The following is a 17,893-nucleotide window of genomic DNA, read 5'->3' as shown; positions in this document are numbered from 1 at the left end:
GAAGGAATACTCCCCTCACAGCTGGTCCAGTTTGACCTGTCTGTACGTCCGACGCCAGTTAAGGTTGCCCTTGTCACCAAGATGATGGCGTAACTCCCGTCACACCCACCTCTTTTCCTTCTTCGAGTACCCGTTCCGGTGGCGGTTGAACGTCACGCTTGTGTGGTCCCTGTGTGCTGGAGGAGCGACTCTCAGGTTCGGTGAAATACGGTCATTCCGTGCCCCGAATCCCGCTCCCTCGCACGCGAGGCGCGAAGCTCATCGCGCTCGCCGCGGTCGTGGTGGTCCTGGCCGCCGCGGCCGTCGTGTGGACGAACAGCGATCCCGCTCCGTCCGCGGTCGAAACCCAGGACGCGACCCTCGATCTGCCCGAAACGCCGGGCTCTTCCGAGGTCGTCAAGATCGACACGACCACGTACCTGCCCGAACAGACCCCGGCCCCGGCCGTGCTGCTCGCCCACGGTTTCGGCGGTGACAAGAACAGTGTCGCCACCGAAGCGCGCGAGCTCGCCGACAAGGGCTTCGTCGTGCTGACCTGGTCCGCACGCGGTTTCGGCCGCAGCACCGGGAAGATCGCGCTGAACGACCCCGACCGCGAAGTCGCCGACGCCCGGAAGCTGATCGACATCCTGGCCGCTCGGCCCGAGGTCCTCAGTGAGAACGGCGACCCGAAGGTGGCCGTGTCCGGCGCTTCGTACGGCGGTGCGCTTTCCCTGCTACTCGCGGGGACCGACAAGCGCGTCGACGCGATCGCGCCGGTGATCACCTACAACGATCTCGCCCAAGGTCTCTTCCCGAACGCCGCTTCTCCGGCCGCGCCGAACGCCACCACCCCGGCGGCGGGCGCGTTCACCGCGGACGGCGTCTTCAAGAAGTCGTGGGCGGGCATCTTCTTCTCCGCCGGTTCCGGCGCGGCGCAGACCGGCTCCCCCGCCAACGACGCCCCCGAAGCCGGGGACGAGACGAGCGAATCCGGTGCGGCACAGGGCACGGGCGCGGCGGCGGCCGCGGCGCAGTCGCTGCCGCTCGGTGGCCCGAATGGACAGCGCCCGCCGTCCGGCCCCGCCGACCCTTGTGGACGGTTCACCGCCGAGGTCTGCCAGGCCTACACCGAACTCGCCACCACCGGGAAGGCGAGCCAGAAGACCGTCGAGCTGCTCCGCCGGGTCTCCCCCGCGTCCGTGACGGACAAGATCACCGTGCCGACCCTGCTGGTGCAGGGCGAAAGCGACACGCTGTTCGGCTTGGACCAGTCCGACGCGACCGCCCGGCAGATCTCCGCCGCGGGCGGCAAGGTCCGCACGATCTGGTACACCGGCGGCCACGACGGCGGGAAGCCGGGACAGAAACTGCGCGCGCAGATCGCCGACTTCCTCAAGTTCTCCCTCACCGGACAGGGCACCGACCCCGGCACCGGGTTCAGCTACGACATCCAGGGCACGCTGCGGGCGAACGGCGCCCCTTCGGTCCGGACGGTCAGCGCCCCGGCGTACCCGGGAGCGACCGGCGACGCCACCGAGCGACGGCCGTTCACCTTGGCGGGCCCGGCTCAGCCCGTCGTCCGGCCCGCCGGCGGTAATCCCGCCGCGGTGAGCGGGATCCCCGGTTTGAACGGAGCGGTGGCCGGCTCGTCCCGGCTTTCCGGACTGTTCAGTCTCGACCCGCCGGGGCAGGCCGCGCAGTTCGCGACGCCGCCGCTCGACGCGCAGACGATCGCGGCCGGTTCCTCGACGGTCCGGCTGCAGGTCTCCGCGGATCCGTCCGCCGGGGTTCCGCAGAAGGAAGCCGTCCTGTTCGCGAAGCTCTACGACGTCAACTCCGAAGGCGTCCGGACGCTTCCGGCCAACGCCGTCGCGCCGTTCCGCGTTTCCGGTCTCCCCGCCGACGGCAGCCCGGTCGAGGTGACGGTGACCCTGCCGGGCATCGTGCGGCCGCTGGAGGCCGGGCATACGCTCCGGCTGGTCGTCGGCACGACGGACCAGGCGTTCGCGACACCGGTCGAGCCGGCGGTGTTCCGCATCGGGCTGGCGGATGGTGGGCGGCTCGCCGTCCCGGTCGTGCCCGGCAACTCCGTCGGTGCGGGTGCGCCCACCGCGCAGCTGCTCGGGATCGCCGGGACGCTGCTCGCGGGGATCGCGATCACGGTGATCGCCGCGTTCCGCCGCCGCCGCGCGCACGACGTCGACGAGAGCCTGGCGAAGACACCGCTGGTGATCGAAGGTCTGCGAAAGGCCTATGCGGGCGGTTTCGTCGCGGTGAAGGATCTGTCCTTCCGGGTCGAACCCGGCCAGGTGCTCGGCCTGCTCGGGCCGAACGGCGCGGGCAAGACGACGACCCTGCGCATGCTGATGGGGCTCATCACGCCGACCGCGGGCACCATCCGCGTGTTCGGCCATCTGATCGCGCCCGGCGCGCCGGTGCTTTCCCGGATCGGGTCCTTTGTGGAGGGTTCGGGCTTCCTGCCGCACCTGTCCGGCAAGGAGAACCTGGAGCTGTACTGGGCGAGCACGGGACGCCCGAAGGACAAGGCGCATTTCGCCGAAGCACTGGAGATCGCCGGGCTCGGCGACGCGGTGAACCGGCGGGTCCGCACCTACAGCCAGGGGATGCGGCAGCGGCTCGCGATCGCGCAGGCGATGCTCGGCCTGCCGGAGCTCATGGTGCTCGACGAACCGACCAACGGGCTCGACCCGCCACAGATCCACCAGATGCGCGAGGTGCTCCAGCGCTACGCGGCGACCGGGCGCACCGTGGTGGTTTCGAGCCACCTGCTGGCCGAGGTCGAGCAGACCTGCACGCACGTGGTCGTGATGCACCGCGGCATGCTGGTCGCCTCGGGTGAGGTCGGCGAACTGGCCGCGTCCAGCGGCGAGGCGACGTTCCGCGTCGACAAGCCCGTCGAAGCGGCCGAAGCGCTGCGAAAGGTCGGCGGTGTTTCCGGCGTCGACGTCGACGGGGAACTGGTCCACGCGGATCTCGACGGTCTCGCGCGCGCCGAGGCGGTCGCCGCCCTCGTGCGGGCCGGGGTCGCGGTCGAGCAGGCCGGGCCGCGGCGGCGGCTGGAAGACGCGTTCCTGCAGCTGGTCGGAGAGGACTCGAAGGGTGAGTAAGAGCAATGGTTCCGGCCCGGCGACCCGGGCGGATCACGGCGTGCACACCGATCCGGCGGCACTGCTGGAGCTGACCGAGGTCGCGTCGCACGAGCCGACCGAGGTCGGCCCGGACGGGGCGGTGGCGGGCTACCGCGCCGACCGGACGCTACGGCTCGGCGTCGAACTGAAGCGGCAGCTCAAACGGCGGCGGACCCAGCTGATGCTGGGGTTCGTCGCGCTGCTGCCGTTCATCCTGGTGATCGCGTTCGAGATCGGGCAGGCCAACCCGAACCGCCGCAGCGGCGGCTTCGTCGACCTCGCCACCGCGAGCGCGCCGAACTTCGTGGTGCTCGCGCTGTTCGTGTCCGGGACGTTCCTGCTCCCGATGATCGTGGCGTTGTTCTACGGCGACACGATCGCGAGCGAGGCGTCGTGGTCGAGCCTGAAATACCTGCTCGCGATGCCGGTCCCCCGGCATCGGGTGCTGCGGCAGAAGGCGATCGTCTCCGGCATCCTCTCCGCGGTCGCGTTGATCCTGCTGCCGCTGGTCTCGCTGGTGGTCGGCGTCATCTGGTACGGCGCGGGCGACGCGATCAGCCCGACCGGGGACGCGGTGTCGTTCGGCGACAGTCTCATCGCGATGGGGCTGGCGACGGTCTACATCATCCTGCAGCTGGCGTGGGTGGCCGGGCTGGCGATGCTGCTCTCGGTCGCCACCGACGCCCCGCTGGGCGCCGTCGGCGGCGCGGTGATCGTCGCGATCGTCTCGCAGATCCTCGACCAGATCACCGCGCTCGAAGGGCTGCGGGACTATCTGCCGACGCATTTCGCGTTCTCGTGGATGGATCTGATCTCGACCGACATCGACTGGACGAACATGGCCAACGGCATGTTGTCGGCGGCGTTGTACGGCACGGTGTTCTTCCTCCTCGCCGGCCGCCGGTTCGCGACGAAGGACATCACCAGCTGAGAGCGTTTTCGCACTGAACAAACGACCGGGGTCCACCGGGAAGACGAAATCCTCTTCCCTGGTGGGCCCCGGTTTTCACTGGCCGTGGCGACCTTCACCCATTAGCGCCGGTAACCGGTGTTTCATGCGCATGAGAACATCGGTTTTCCGATCATCGACTCATTGGGTGAAATGTTCCCATTCATCTTCGCCGGACCTCCGGGAAATCCTTATCTTCAGTGCGAAGGTGCCGACGCGAGAAGAAAGCGGGGACGTCACCATGACCCAGTCAGTCGAGACTCCGGTCCAAGAATTCTTTCTCGATTGGACCATGACCGCCGGCAAGGGCGGCCGGGTCGGATTCGCCGTCTCGGGCCAGGTGACGCTTCTCGACAACAATCGTTTCTACAAGATCGACGGGGTCCTCTACATCTCCGAGGGCAGCACCTACTGCCGTGAGATCGGCAACCCGCATCTGTTCGTCCGCCGCAACGGCGTCGAGGAGAGCGGCAGGCAGTGGGGCTGGGAGACCATCTGCAACCGCAAGTCGTGCAGCAGGCTGTGCTCGATGGACGCCTACTTCGTCCGCACCGGCTACTGGGCACCCGCCGACCGCGCCATCCAGCTCAGCATCGGCGCCGAGACCGGCTGGAACCGCAAACGGTCCTTCAGCCCGACGGTCACCGTGCGCCTCAAGGATTAGCGGTCCACTGTAGATCCTCGACGGCTCGGGTACGGTCGGCCCATGGCCACCTCCTCGATCCGCGTGGACGACGAAGGCGGGATAGCCGTCGTCACCCTGCAGCACGGCAAGGCGAACACCCTCGACACGGAGTTCTGCCAGGAACTGATCGTCCGGTTGGAAGACGTGCAGCTCGGCGGCCATCGCGGTGTCGTGCTGACCGGTACCGGCGGCATCTTCTCCGCGGGCGTCGACCTGCGCCGGGTGCACGACGGCGGCCCGGGATATCTCGAGGACTTCCTGCCCGCGCTGTCGGACGCCTTCCTCTCGGTGTTCGGTTTCCCCGGTCCGGTGGTCGCGGCCGTCAACGGTCACGCGATCGCCGGCGGGGCGGTGCTCGCCGCCGCGTGCGACCGCCGTGTCCTCGCCGACGGCCCCGGCCGGATCGGGATCACCGAACTGCTCGTCGGCGTGCCGTTCCCGTTGGCGGCGCTGGAGATCCTGCGCTCCGGATTCGGCGCCGACATCCTGGCCGAACTCGCGTTCCTCGGCGAGACCCACCTTCCGGCGGACGCGCTCCGGCTCGGCCTGGTGAACGAGGTGACCGCGCCCGGGAACGTGGTCGAGCGCGCGGTGGAGGTGGCCCGACAACTCGCCGAGATCCCGGCGGCCGCGTACGCGCACACGAAGGCGCAGCTCCACCGGCCGTTCCACGAGCGGATCGCCGAACACCGCACCGGCGACGACGCCCACGTCCTCGAACTGTGGAGCTCCCCCGAAGCCCGTGCGGCCATCAAGGCCTACGTCGACAAGGTGCTGCGCGGCTCGACCGGATAGGCGATTGCCCACCGGCGGTGACTCTGTGAGTATCCGACCGCTCAACAGGTCCCGATGGGGAGGGCATGGATGCGGAAGCTCACGGCCGCGTGGTCGGTTCTGGCGACCACCGTTCTCGCACTGGCCGGGCTGACCCCGGCCGCGCAGGCGGCACCCGACGACATCAAGGAGGCGCTCGGGCGGATCCCCGGGCTGACCGTCGTCTCGGAGAACCCGGCGCCGACCGGATACCGGTTCTTCAAACTCACCTACACCCAGCCCGTCGACCACCGCAGGCCCGGCGGCGGCACCTTCCAGCAGCGGTTCACGTTGCTGCACAAGGAATTCCGCTCGCCGACCGTGGTGTACACGAGCGGGTACAACGTCTCTCAATCGCCCAACCGCTCGGAGCCGACACAGATCGTCGACGGCAACCAGCTGTCGATGGAATACCGCTTCTTCACCCCCTCACGACCGGACCGGCCGAACTGGGGCAAGCAGCTGACGATCTGGCAGGCCGCCGCCGATCAGCACCGCGCCGTCGAGGCGTTCAAGCGGCTCTACCCAGGCAAGTGGCTCGCGACCGGCGGCAGCAAAGGCGGTATGACGGCGACCTACTTCCGTAGGTTTTTCCCGGACGACGTCGACGCGACGATCCCTTACGTCGCCCCCAACGACGTCATCAACTCGCACGATCGCTACAACGCCTTCCTGGCGAACGTCGGCAACGATCCGGCCTGCCGTTCGGCCCTGAAGGCGATCCAGCGTGACGTGCTGACCCGGCGCTCCGAGTTCGCGGCGCTCGCCGCCGCCGACGCGGCCAAGAACGGCTTCACGTTCAACACCGTCGGCTCGGCCGACGTGTCGCTGGAGATCTCGGTGATCGACTCGTACTTCGCCTTCTGGCAGTACCAGAGGCAGTCGGACTGCGCGACGATCCCGAAGGCGGGCGCCCCGGCGGCCGAGGTCTACGCCTGGTTCGAACGCGTCGAGAGCCTCAACACCTACTCCGACCAGAACCTCGAGGTCTACGTCCCGTACTACTTCCAGGCGGCCTACCAGCTCGGCGCCCCCGAGTCCTACGAGGGCTATCTCCGGGATCTGCTGCGCTACCCGGGCTCCAACGTGTCGCGGACCTTCGTGCCGAAGTCGGTCGACATCCCGCGATTCGACCACCTGGCGATGCCGGACATCGACTTCTGGGTGAAGTCGCGCGGGAAGCGGCTGATGTTCGTCAACGGCGAGAACGACCCGTGGAGTGCGGAGCCGTTCAAGCTCGGCTTCGGCACGAAGGACTCCTACAGCTACACGGTGCCAGGCGGGAACCACGGCGCCCGGATCTCGCAGCTTCCCGCCGAGCAGGCGGCCGAAGCGACGAACACCGTGCGGCGGTGGGCCGGTCTGCCTCCGGTCTCGCCGGGTGTCAGCACGCGTTCGGCGCCCGCCGGTTTCCCGGACTTCGACGCCGACCTGACCATGCTGGAACGCCGTCGCCTCTGATCCCCTCACGCGTTTCGTCCTCTGAATGCGGTACTTGCACACGCAAGGATCGCGTCCAGAGGACGAAACGCGGGGTCACTTGATGCCGGCCGCGTCCATTCCCCGGAGCTCCTTCTTGAGGTCCGCGACTTCGTCACGCAGCCGGGCCGCCAGCTCGAACTGCAGGTCGCGCGCGGCCTGCATCATCTGGTCGGTCATCTGCTGGATGAGGTCGGCCAGCTCGGCACGCGGCATCCCGGCGACGTCCTTGTCCGCGAGCATCCCGGAGCTGCGGACGCGGTCTCCCTGCTCGGGCTTCTTGCCGCGCGAGGAGTTCCGGCCCGAACCGCCGACGGCGACGGACTCCGTGTCCTCGGCCTCGCTGTACACGCGGTCCAGGATGTCGGCGATCTTCTTCCGCAGCGGCTGCGGATCGACACCCCGCTCCTCGTTGTAGGCGACCTGCTTGGCGCGGCGGCGATCGGTCTCGTCGATGGCGTGCTGCATCGAGTCCGTGATCTTGTCCGCGTACATGTGCACCTCGCCCGACACGTTTCGCGCCGCGCGGCCGATCGTCTGGATCAGCGACGTGCCACTGCGGAGGAAGCCCTCCTTGTCGGCGTCGAGGATCGCGACCAGCGACACCTCGGGCAGGTCGAGACCCTCACGGAGCAGGTTGATGCCGACCAGCACGTCGAAATCGCCCGCGCGCAGCTGCCGCAGCAGCTCGACCCGGCGCAGCGTGTCCACCTCGGAGTGCAGGTACCGCACCCGGATGCCCAGCTCCAGCAGGTAGTCGGTGAGGTCCTCGGCCATCTTCTTGGTGAGCGTGGTGACCAGGACGCGCTCGTCCTTCTCGGCCCGCTCGCGGATCTCGTGCACCAGGTCGTCGATCTGGCCCTCGGTGGGCTTCACGACGACCTTCGGGTCGACCAAGCCGGTGGGGCGGATGACCTGCTCGACGAACTCGCCGCCCGCCTGCCCCATCTCGTACGGCCCCGGCGTCGCCGACAGGTACACCGTCTGCCCGATCCGGTCGCTGAACTCCTCCCAGGTCAGCGGCCGGTTGTCGACCGCGCTGGGCAGCCGGAACCCGAAGTCGACCAGGTTCCGCTTCCGCGACATGTCACCCTCGAACATGCCGCCGATCTGCGGGACGGTCTGGTGCGACTCGTCGATGACCAGCAGGAAGTCGTCCGGGAAGTAGTCGATGAGCGTGGCGGGCGCCGACCCGGCGGCCCGGCCGTCGATATGCCGCGAGTAGTTCTCGATGCCGGAGCAGAACCCGACCTGGCGCATCATCTCGATGTCGTACGCGGTGCGCATCCGCAGCCGCTGCGCCTCGAGCAGCTTGCCCTGCTTCTCCAGCTCGGCCAGCCGCTCCTCCAGCTCGGCCTCGATGCCGCGGATGGCCTTCTCCATCCGCTCCGGGCCCGCGACGTAGTGCGTGGCCGGGAAGATGCGGACCTCGTCGACCTCTTTCACGATGTCGCCGGTGAGCGGGTGCAGGTAGTACAGCTTCTCGATCTCGTCGCCGAAGAACTCGACGCGGATCGCCAGCTCCTCGTACGCCGGGATGATCTCGACCGTGTCGCCGCGGGCGCGGAAGGTGCCGCGCGCGAAGGCGATGTCGTTGCGCGTGTACTGCACGTCCACCAGCGCGCGGAGGAAGACGTCGCGGTCGAGCTGCTCGCCGACCTTCAGCTTCGTCGACCGGTCGAGATACGACTGCGGCGTGCCGAGGCCGTAGATGCACGAGACACTCGCGACCACGATGACGTCCCGCCGGGACAGCAGGTTCATCGTCGCCGAGTGCCGCAGCCGCTCGACGTCGTCGTTGATCGACGAGTCCTTCTCGATGTAGGTGTCCGTCTGCGCGATGTACGCCTCGGGCTGGTAGTAGTCGTAGTAACTGACGAAGTATTCGACCGCGTTGTGCGGGAACAGCTCCCTCAGCTCGTTCGCCAGCTGCGCGGCGAGCGTCTTGTTCGGCGCCATGACCAGCGTCGGGCGCTGGACGCGCTCGATCAGCCAAGCCGTGGTCGCCGACTTGCCGGTACCCGTGGCACCGAGCAGCACGACGTCCTTCTCGCCCGCGTTGATCCGGCGTTCGAGCTCGTCGATGGCCGCCGGCTGGTCACCGGCGGGCTTGTACTCGCTGACCACCTCGAACCGGCCGCCGGTCCGGGGGATGTCCGTGACGGGGCGGAAGTCCGACTGGGCGAGCACGGGGTGTTCGGATGCGAAAGCCACGGGAACCAGAGTAGGCGCTGGGTCCGACAGTTTCCGTTTCGCCTGGTCGGATCAGCAGGAACAGTCACAACAGTTACAGCAGTCACAACCGTCGCAGTTGTTGCACGCCGCCTCGTGCGGCTTGCCGCTCCACGGCCCGGGGAACGGGTCGCGGCAGCAGAACTGACACGAACAGCACATGTAGGTGGCCACGGCGCAGCCGAAGAAGAAACCCCTCGGCTTCGGCGGGACCCGGAACTTCGGCGTCCAGCAGCAGCCACCCTGGCCGTCGGTCGGCGCGCCGCCGTGCTTCCGCTTCTTGTTCGGCGGCTCCTGCGGCGGGCCTCCGCCACCGGGTGCGCCCTGCGGCGGGACCGGCCCCGGTGGCGGCGCCTGGTGCCCACCCTGCGGGTAGGGCTGCTGGGGATAAGGCTGTTGCCGATACGGCTGATGGGGGTGCTGTTGCGGCCGGGGTCCGGGCCCGATCCAGCCCGGCGGCGGCTGCTGGGGGCCGTGCCCGTGACCGGTGAGGTTGTGCCCGAAGGAACGTCGCACCGCCTGGCGCAGTTCGTGCACCAGCAGCGCGTGGACGAGCTTCGGCTGGTCGAACTTCACTTCGCGAAGGGCGAGCTCGACACCGAGCACGGCGTCGTCGCACAGGCGTCGCGCCTCGGCGAGGCCGGTGCCGGTGGCCGTCAGCGGGTTCCACGCCCCGGCGGCCTCGTCCTCGGCGAGGTCCTCGACGGCGTCGAGCAGGTGGGCCGCCCTGCCGAACAGGCGCCCGGCCTCGGCCAGCGGCGCGGCGTTCTCCGGACGGCCCGCGATGACCGCGGTGTGCGCGAACGCGGCCGCCGTCGCCAGTTCGGCGGGTTCGGTGGCGAGCACGGCCGAATCACCCAGGTGGAGGGCGCGTTCGATCTCGCCCTGCCGGTCGACTGCCTCGGTCAGGACCGCCGTGTCGAAGCCGATCCGGGTGCCCGTGCGGCTCCCCTGGTCCGCCCAGCGCGTCGCGACCCGCCTCGCGGCGAGAGCGACGGAACGCCGCGCGAAAGCGCCGTCCCGGTCTTCGACGTGGTCGCTGATCTTGGCCGACGCCAGCACCAGGGAGACCGCCGCCGCGAGCTGGGCACCGCCGCCCTTCGCGACCGACGTTCCCTTCATCGCCCGAAGCGGGCAAGGGCCGGCGTCGCGCCGCCCCTCCGCACGCGGCGACTGGGCTTCGACGAGCGCCGAGATGATCAGGCCGTCGTAGTTCGTCACCATTCGGGCGAGATGTCCGTGTTCGTCGCGCAGTGCCAGGCAAAGACCGCAGAGATGGGCGAGCCAGTCCGCGTGCAGACCAGCGGAAAGCCGATGGCGGCACGGCCTGATGATCCCGAACATACGTCGACTCCCCACTCACCCCTATGGCGGAACCAGCGCACCTTATCCGGCCGGGCGGCGCCACTCCCACGGAACCGCGAAACCGTGATCGTCCACCCGGTTGGGCGGTGTTCGCGGGCGTCGGCTCCTTCCAAGATGGGCGCATGACCGCGCTGCATCCGCCGAAGGTCGAGTACTTCGACCCGGCCGCGAAGACCAACACCGACCCCAAGGGCGTCGTGAGGGACGTCGAGGAATACCGCGAAGAGCCCTTCGGCCTCTACATGGCGCGGCCGACGCCGGGGCGGGCGCAGTTCCACTATCTCGAGTCCTGGCTGCTGCCCGATCTCGGCCTGCGGATCACCGACTTCTGGTTCAACCCCGGCCACGAACGCGATCAGGACTTCTACCTCGACGTCGTCGACATCCGCCGCGACGACGGCGTCTGGGTGGCCACCGATCTCTATCTCGACCTGGTCCTCCGGGACAAGAAGTCCGTCCAGGTGATCGACACCGACGAACTCCTCGCCGCGGTCGTCGCCGGGCTGGTCTCCCCCGCCGACGGCGAACGCGCGCTCGAGGTCAGTCATGCGACCGTCGACGGGCTGGCCTCCCACGGCCACGACCTGCGCGGCTGGCTGTCCACAAAGGACATCACACTCGGCTGGCGACGGCACTGAGCCACCGGCATCCATCGTTCGGTTGATCTTCGCTCATCCTTTGGAAGAGACGGATTCCGACCGGCCGATGGATACCCGGCGGGGCTCCCCTGCGGGACTCTCGATCACGGAGTAACCGATCGAGAGGGGGCGGATACCCGTGGTCATCGAGGCCGAGGGGCTCCGGGAACGCGCGGAGGCCACACCGTTCGCGAGAGCACCGGTGCTGGCGATCGCCGGCGCGATGGGGGCGGTTCTCGCGGCGACGGCAGGGCGATACGGCTATTTCGGCGACGAGTTGTACTTCCTGGCGGCCGGTCGGCATCTGGACTGGGGGTATGCCGACCAGCCGCCGCTGTTGCCGCTCCTGGCCCGGCTGATGGACGGATTGGGCGCCGATTCGCCGTTCGTCCTGCGGATCCCGGCGATGCTGGCGATGGTCGCCGGCGTCGTGCTGACCGCGCTCATCACCAGGGAACTGGGCGGTGGCCGCAAAGCGCAGACGATCGCGGCGGCGGCGTTCGCGGTGTCCCTCCAGATGCTGGGCAGCGGGCACTACCTGGCGACCAGCACGATCGACCCGTTCCTGTGGACGCTGCTGATCTGGCTGTTCGTCCGGTGGACGCGGACCCGTGCGGACGGGCTGCTGGTCTGGAGCGGCGTGGTCACCGGATTCGCGCTGAACACGAAGTTCCTCATCGGGGGCTTCTGGCTCGTCGCGCTGATCGCAGCGGCGGTGTCCGGGCCCCGCGACCTCGTCCGCCGTCCGGCGCTGTGGTGCGGCGCGCTGATCGCCGCCGCGATGATCGCGCCCACGCTCGTCTGGCAGGCCGCGAACGGATGGCCGCAACTGACCATGGGCGCGGCGATCTCCCAAGAGGTCTCGGCAGGCTGGGGCGGGCGGGTCACGTTCGTCCCGACACTGGTGCTCAGCGCCGGGATTCCGGTGGGGATGGTCCTGGTCGGCTATGGGCTGTGGCGGCTGCTGCGGTCCGAACGCCTGCGGCCGTACCGTTTCCTCGGCTGGACCGCGCTCGGCGTCCTCGCCCTGTTCCTGCTGGCGAACGGGCGCTACTACTACGCGGCGGGGATGTTCGCCCCGCTGTTCGCGGCCGCGGCGGTGGAGATCGAAGCGGGTCAGGCGTCGAAGTACTGGCGCTGGGTCGCCACCTGGCCGGTGTACGTCGTGGCCGCGCTGGTCGCGATCCCGCAATCGCTCCCGGTCCTCCCGCGGGCGGCGCTGGCGAGTGCCCCGGAGTGGGCCCGGCCGGTGTTCGCCGTCGAGGAGATCGGCTGGCGGGAGATCACGGAGTCGGTGGCGCGGGCGTACCGGACCGCGCCCGATCCGGCCCGGACCGGGATCGTGGCGGCGAAATACTGGCAGGCGAGCGCGATCGACCATTACGGACCGGAGCTCGGGCTCCCGTCGCCGTCGAGCCCCAACCGCGGCTACGCGACGCTGCCGAGGCCGCCGGAATCGGCACGGGACGTCCTGTTCGTCGGGAACGACCCTTCGGGGCTTGTGCCGTACTTCACGCGGATCCAAGAGGTCGGTGCGCTCGACAACCGGGCCGGGATCACGAACACGAGTCAGGGCATGAAGATCTGGCTGGCCACCGGCAGGAACGGGCCTTGGGACACGGTATGGCCGAAGCTCACGGACTGGGGGTTCTGATGCTCCAGCGGTCCTCTCACGACCGACGCGCCACGCCGGTGGCACGTAAGGTGCGAGAGGACCGGCACCCGAGGGATCTGCGAGGAATGGATGGAAGCCGCCCCCGCGGCCGAAACACCGACCGTGTCCAGTGCGGCGTTCGCCCGGCTCCCGGTGGGGCTGCTCGCCGCCGCGGCCACGGCGGTCCTGCTGGCGACGGCGTGGCGCTACGGCTACTTCGGCGACGAGCTGTACTTCCTCTCCGCGGGCAAGCGGCTGGCCTGGGGTTACGCGGATCAGCCGCCGGTGCTCCCGTTCCTGGCGCTGGTGATGGACACGCTCGCGCCGGGCAACGTCTTCGTGTTCCGCCTGCCCGCCGTCCTCGCGACGGCAGCCGGTGTCGTGTTCACCGGGCTCATCGCCTACGAGATGGGCGGGGACCGCCGTGCGCAGACCCGTGCCGCCGCCGCGTACGCGATCTGCGGGCAGTTCCTCGGCAGCGGGCACTACCTTGCCACCTCGACGATCGATCCGGCACTGTGGACGCTCATCGCCTGGCTGCTCGTCCGGTGGATGCGGACGCGTGACGACAACCTGCTGCTGTGGCTGGGTGTGGCGACCGCCGTCGCGCTGAACGTCAAGCTCCTCATCGCGACGTTCTGGGTCGCGGCCGGGATCGCGATCGTGCTCTTCGGGCCCCGGGATCTGTTGCGCAGGCCCAAACTCTGGGCAGGCGCGGGGATCGCCGCGCTGTCGATGGTGCCGACGCTGTGGTGGCAGGCCGCGAACGGCTGGCCGCAGCTGGAGATGGGCGACGTCATCGCCCACGAGGCCACCGGCGGCTGGAGCGGGCGCGCCGGGTTCCTGCCCGCCCTCCTGACCGGGGCCGGGCTCGGCATCGGTGTCGTCGGTGTCCTCTATGGACTCTGGGTGTTGTCGTTCTCGGCCAGGCTGCGCGCGTACCGGTTCCTCGGCTGGACGACCGTCGGCGTGATCGCGCTGTTCATCCTGTCCAACGGCCGGTACTACTACGCAGCGGGCATGTTCGGCGTCCTGTGGGCGGGTGCGGCGGTCCACTTCGGACAGTTGAAGCCGTCACTGTGGTTCCGCTGGATCCCGACTTGGCCGGTGTTCCTGCTTTCCGCGCTGTACACCCTCCCGTACGCGCTGCCGGTGTGGCCGTCCGCCTGGCTCACCCAGGGCCGGGACGTACCGCGCCCGGCGTACGCGCTGGAAGAGATCGGCTGGCCGGACCTCGCCCGTTCGGTCGCCGACGCCTATCACCGGCTCCCGCCGGAACAGCGGGAGCGCACCACCCTCGTCACGGCGGGCTACTGGCAGGCCGGAGCGCTGGACCGGTACGGCGCCGACTACGGGCTGCCCGCCGTGTACAGCCCGAGCCGCGGGTTCTGGTACTTCGGGCATCCACCCGAGACCGCGGACAGCGTCCTGTTCGTCGGGCCGGATCCGGCGCGGCTGCTGCGTTCGTTCACCGAAGCCCGGATCGTCTCCCGCGTGGACAACGAGGCCGGTGTGCGCAATGTGAGCCGCGGAATGCCGATCTGGCTGCTCACCGGCCACACCGAAACCTGGGCGGCGGCGTGGCCCACGCTCCGGGAATTCCGGGTTTGACCTGCGCTTACGGGGTCCAGCCGGTCGATTCCGCCCAGGCGCCGGCACGGGTGAAGGCGGCGTCGACCCAGACCTGCTTCTCGTCGGTGTACTGCTCGACAGTCCCGTCGCCGGCGTGTTTCGCGGCCATGGCGGTCTTGACCGCCGCGTAGGCGTCGCGTTCGCCGGGGTTCTGCCGCAGCCATTCCGGGAACAGCAGCGCGAGCCGCCAGGCCGGGGTCTCCTGCGAGCGGACGTGCAGGTTGACCGGACGGCGAGGGTCGCCGCCGAAGTGGAACCGCTTGGGCCAGGTGCCGTCTTCGCCGTGCGCGTCGTCGTACCACTCCCCTTCCGCCCGCGGGAACCCCGCGTCGGAGAGCGCGTCCGCCAGCTCGTCGGCCTTGTCCAAAGTGGACACCGTCAGCTGGAGATCGAGGATGTCCTTGGCGGACAGCCCCGGCACGGACGTCGAGCCGATGTGATCGACCCGCACGGCGTTGTCGCCTGCCACCACGCGGATCCGCGCGAGCGCCCGCTCGGCCTGCACGGGCCACGTCTCGTCGTACGGGGCGATCTTCGGCGACATCGGCGCCCGCGGCTTGCGGAGCCGCACGTTCGCCTCGAACGGGGTCAGCCGGTCCGCCCACAGCGCGTCGACCTCGGCGAGCACGATGTCGGGCGCTCCGCTGTTATCGAACCACACGTCGGCCACCGCCCGGCGCTGATCGGTGGTGGCCTGTGCCTTGATCCTGGCGCGCGCGTCCGGTTCGGCCATGCCGCGGGCCTCGACCAGGCGGCGGACCCGGACCTCCTCCGGCGCGTCGACCATGACGACGAGGTGGTACATCGGTGCCAGCCCGCCCTCGACCAGCAGCGGGATGTCGTGGACGATGATCGCGTCCGGCGCGGCGGCCGCCATCAGTTCGGCGGTCCTGGCGCCGACCCTCGGATGGACGATCGAGTTCAGCCGCTTGCGCGAGTCCTCGTCGGCGAACGCCTTCGCGGCGAGCGCGGCCCGATCGAGGGTGCCTTCGGGGCCCAGGATGTCTTCCCCGAATGCCTCGACGAGCTCGGTGAGCCCCGGCGTCCCCGGCTCGACGACCTCCCTGGCGATCTTGTCGGAGTCGATGAGGACGGCGCCGTGCTCGGAAAGCCGGTTCGCCACCGTCGATTTTCCGGCGCCGATCCCGCCGGTCAGGCCCACACGCAGCATGTCGATCAGCCTAGTGGCGCGACCTGGGGTGACCGCGCAGGGTCACGAGATGTACGCAACCGGCACAGACGGATGCAAAAGGCAAGTTCATAGTGACGCGTTACACGACCTTTATGGGTGACACGCCGGGCGGTTACGCCGCATCAGGCGCCTGATTGCGTACCGTGCGCGGCGAAGGTAGCCCACACGGAGGAAAGATGGCAGACGGCAAGCACGTCGGAAGGCACCGGCTCGGAACGCCGGGCCTGGTGCACTGTGTCCTCCATCGTCCCGTGGCCGAGGCCCTCGCCGAATATCGGCGCACGTGGCTGAGCGCGCTCCTGGTCCCGGCCAAGCACAGCTTCGCCGGACTCCGCCGCAAGGCCCGCGCCGCGGCGCTCGAACGCGTCTGGGTGCCGGCCGTCCGGCCCGCCACCTCCTGACGCTCTTCCCTCCCCTACCGCATTCAGTCCTCTGGATGCGGTAGTTGCGCGTGCAAGGAACGCATTCAGAGGACTGAATGCGGGCAAAGACAGCGGCCCCGGTCCGTGTGGACCGGGGCCGCTGTCTGTCAGCTACTGGCTGAGCGCCTGGATCACGCGCCGCCCGACAGCTTCTCGCGGAGAGCCGCGAGCTGCTCGTCGCTGGCGAGCGTGCCACCGCTCTTGGCCTCGGCCGGAGCGGAGGTGTAGCTCTGCTCGCCCGAGTCGCCGGAGGTGACACCGGTCGCGGCGTCGGCCGCGGCTTCCGCGTCGGCCTCGGCGGCCTTGACGACCTGCTTCATGTGAGCCTCGTAGCGGGTGTGAGCCTCGGCGTACTGACGCTCCCACTCCTCACGCTGCTTGTCGAAGCCTTCCTGCCACTCCTGGGTGTCCGGGTCGAAGCCTTCGGGGTAGATGTAGTTGCCCTCGGCGTCGTACTCGGCGGCCATGCCGTACTGAGTCGGGTCGAACTCGGTCTCCGGCGTGACACCCTCGTTCGCCTGCTTCAGCGAGAGCGAGATGCGACGACGCTCGAGGTCGATGTCGATGACCTTGACCATCACGTCGCCGTTGACCTGGACGACCTGCTCCGGGATCTCCACGTGGCGCTCGGCCAGCTCGGAGATGTGCACCAGGCCCTCGATGCCCTCCTCGACGCGCACGAACGCACCGAACGGGACGAGCTTGGTGACCTTGCCCGGCACGATCTGGCCGATCGCGTGGGTGCGGGCGAACTGACGCCACGGGTCTTCCTGGGTCGCCTTCAGCGACAGCGAGACGCGCTCGCGGTCCATGTCGACGTCCAGAACCTCGACCGTGACCTCCTGGCCGACCTCGACGACCTCGGACGGGTGGTCGATGTGCTTCCAGGACAGCTCGGAGACGTGCACCAGGCCGTCGACGCCACCCAGGTCCACGAAGGCACCGAAGTTGACGATGGACGACACGACGCCCTTGCGGACCTGGCCCTTGGCGAGCGCGTTGAGGAACTCGCTGCGCACCTCGGACTGGGTCTGCTCCAGGTAGGCACGGCGGGACAGGACCACGTTGTTGCGGTTCTTGTCCAGCTCGATGATCTTCGCCTCGAGCTCGCGGCCGACGTACGGCTGCAGGTCGCGCACGCGGCGCATCTCGACCAGCGACGCGGGCAGGAAGCCGCGGAGGCCGATGTCCAGGATGAGGCCGCCCTTGACGACCTCGATGACGGTGCCCTTGACGGGCTCGTCCTTCTCCTTGAGCTCCTCGATCGTGCCCCAGGCGCGCTCGTACTGCGCACGCTTCTTGGACAGGATCAGACGGCCTTCCTTGTCCTCCTTCTGGAGAACGAGGGCTTCGACCTCATCGCCGACGGTGACAACCTCAGCCGGGTCGACATCGTGCTTGATGGAGAGCTCGCGCGAGGGGATGACACCCTCGGTCTTGTAGCCGATGTCGAGCAAGACCTCATCGCGATCGACCTTGACGATGGTTCCTTCGACGATGTCGCCATCGTTGAAGTACTTGATCGTCTTGTCGATCGCAGCGAGGAAGTCTTCCTCCGACCCGATGTCGTTGATAGCGACCTGCTGGGGCCCGGCGGGGGCGGTCGGGGCGGTGGCGGTGTCGGTCGTCATTAGGCGGGTTGCTCCGGTGGATGGGAAGTAGTGGGTTTGCAGTTAGGGCACCATGGGCTCTTCCGACATG

13 protein-coding genes are annotated in these 17,893 nt (G+C 69.1%); 9 read left to right on the top strand and 4 right to left on the bottom strand.

The window, feature by feature from the left end; genetic code table 11:
- The first annotated feature begins 200 nt into the window (after window positions 1–200).
- The 5 genes from AVR91_RS15025 to AVR91_RS15005 all read left to right on the top strand — a co-directional run bounded on the left by AVR91_RS15025 (window position 201) and on the right by AVR91_RS15005 (window position 7,039).
- Window positions 201–3,110: an alpha/beta fold hydrolase gene (locus AVR91_RS15025; protein ID WP_083737568.1), complete on the top strand. Its 2,910-nt coding sequence runs from the start codon at window positions 201–203 to the stop codon at window positions 3,108–3,110.
- Entirely contained in the window at window positions 3,103–4,062 is a 960-nt protein-coding gene (locus AVR91_RS15020; protein WP_063271017.1) for an ABC transporter permease, read from the top strand. Before AVR91_RS15025 ends, AVR91_RS15020 begins: the two co-directional genes overlap by 8 nt.
- Window positions 4,063–4,321: 259 nt before the next feature.
- Window positions 4,322–4,744, top strand: coding sequence for a hypothetical protein (locus tag AVR91_RS15015; RefSeq protein ID WP_063271227.1), 423 nt, complete (start codon window positions 4,322–4,324; stop codon window positions 4,742–4,744).
- Between the two features lie 42 nt (window positions 4,745–4,786).
- Window positions 4,787–5,560, top strand: a complete 774-nt coding sequence (locus AVR91_RS15010; protein ID WP_063271018.1) for an enoyl-CoA hydratase/isomerase family protein — start codon at window positions 4,787–4,789, stop codon at window positions 5,558–5,560.
- Window positions 5,561–5,629: 69 nt separating this feature from the next.
- On the top strand, window positions 5,630–7,039 hold the full coding sequence (locus AVR91_RS15005; RefSeq protein WP_063271019.1) for a S28 family serine protease: 1,410 nt from the start codon (window positions 5,630–5,632) through the stop codon (window positions 7,037–7,039).
- A 75-nt stretch (window positions 7,040–7,114) separates the two neighbouring features.
- On the opposite strand, the gene uvrB is transcribed toward AVR91_RS15005, so the two are convergent.
- Window positions 7,115–9,271: an excinuclease ABC subunit UvrB gene (gene uvrB, locus AVR91_RS15000; RefSeq protein WP_016335470.1), complete on the bottom strand. Its 2,157-nt coding sequence runs from the start codon at window positions 9,269–9,271 to the stop codon at window positions 7,115–7,117.
- A gap of 51 nt (window positions 9,272–9,322) precedes the next feature.
- Complete coding sequence (locus tag AVR91_RS14995) at window positions 9,323–10,633, bottom strand: DUF5685 family protein (RefSeq protein WP_063271020.1); 1,311 nt, start codon at window positions 10,631–10,633, stop codon at window positions 9,323–9,325.
- A 143-nt stretch (window positions 10,634–10,776) separates the two neighbouring features.
- Between AVR91_RS14995 and AVR91_RS14990 the strand changes: the two genes are divergently transcribed.
- The 3 genes from AVR91_RS14990 to AVR91_RS14980 all read left to right on the top strand — a co-directional run bounded on the left by AVR91_RS14990 (window position 10,777) and on the right by AVR91_RS14980 (window position 14,557).
- Window positions 10,777–11,292 (top strand): DUF402 domain-containing protein, encoded by a 516-nt coding sequence (locus tag AVR91_RS14990; RefSeq protein ID WP_063271228.1) that lies wholly within the window; start codon window positions 10,777–10,779, stop codon window positions 11,290–11,292.
- A 139-nt stretch (window positions 11,293–11,431) separates the two neighbouring features.
- Entirely contained in the window at window positions 11,432–12,946 is a 1,515-nt protein-coding gene (locus AVR91_RS14985) for an ArnT family glycosyltransferase (protein WP_063271021.1), read from the top strand.
- A gap of 90 nt (window positions 12,947–13,036) precedes the next feature.
- Complete coding sequence (locus tag AVR91_RS14980; RefSeq protein ID WP_063271022.1) at window positions 13,037–14,557, top strand: glycosyltransferase family 39 protein; 1,521 nt, start codon at window positions 13,037–13,039, stop codon at window positions 14,555–14,557.
- 7 nt (window positions 14,558–14,564) lie between these two features.
- Here AVR91_RS14980 and coaE read toward each other — a convergent pair whose 3' ends face one another.
- Window positions 14,565–15,749: a dephospho-CoA kinase gene (gene coaE, locus AVR91_RS14975; protein ID WP_063271023.1), complete on the bottom strand. Its 1,185-nt coding sequence runs from the start codon at window positions 15,747–15,749 to the stop codon at window positions 14,565–14,567.
- Between the two features lie 197 nt (window positions 15,750–15,946).
- On the opposite strand from coaE, the gene AVR91_RS14970 reads away from it, so the two are divergent.
- Window positions 15,947–16,171 (top strand): hypothetical protein, encoded by a 225-nt coding sequence (locus AVR91_RS14970; RefSeq protein WP_016335476.1) that lies wholly within the window; start codon window positions 15,947–15,949, stop codon window positions 16,169–16,171.
- Window positions 16,172–16,323: 152 nt separating this feature from the next.
- On the opposite strand, the gene rpsA is transcribed toward AVR91_RS14970, so the two are convergent.
- Window positions 16,324–17,823 (bottom strand): 30S ribosomal protein S1, encoded by a 1,500-nt coding sequence (gene rpsA / locus AVR91_RS14965; protein ID WP_005159322.1) that lies wholly within the window; start codon window positions 17,821–17,823, stop codon window positions 16,324–16,326.
- Window positions 17,824–17,893 lie beyond the last annotated feature (70 nt).

The sequence above is a fragment of the Amycolatopsis keratiniphila subsp. keratiniphila genome, from assembly GCF_001620365.2.
GTDB lineage: Bacteria > Actinomycetota > Actinomycetes > Mycobacteriales > Pseudonocardiaceae > Amycolatopsis > Amycolatopsis keratiniphila.
The sequence above is the reverse complement of the archived record's forward strand: the minus strand, read 5'-3'. Positions and strand labels throughout refer to the sequence as shown.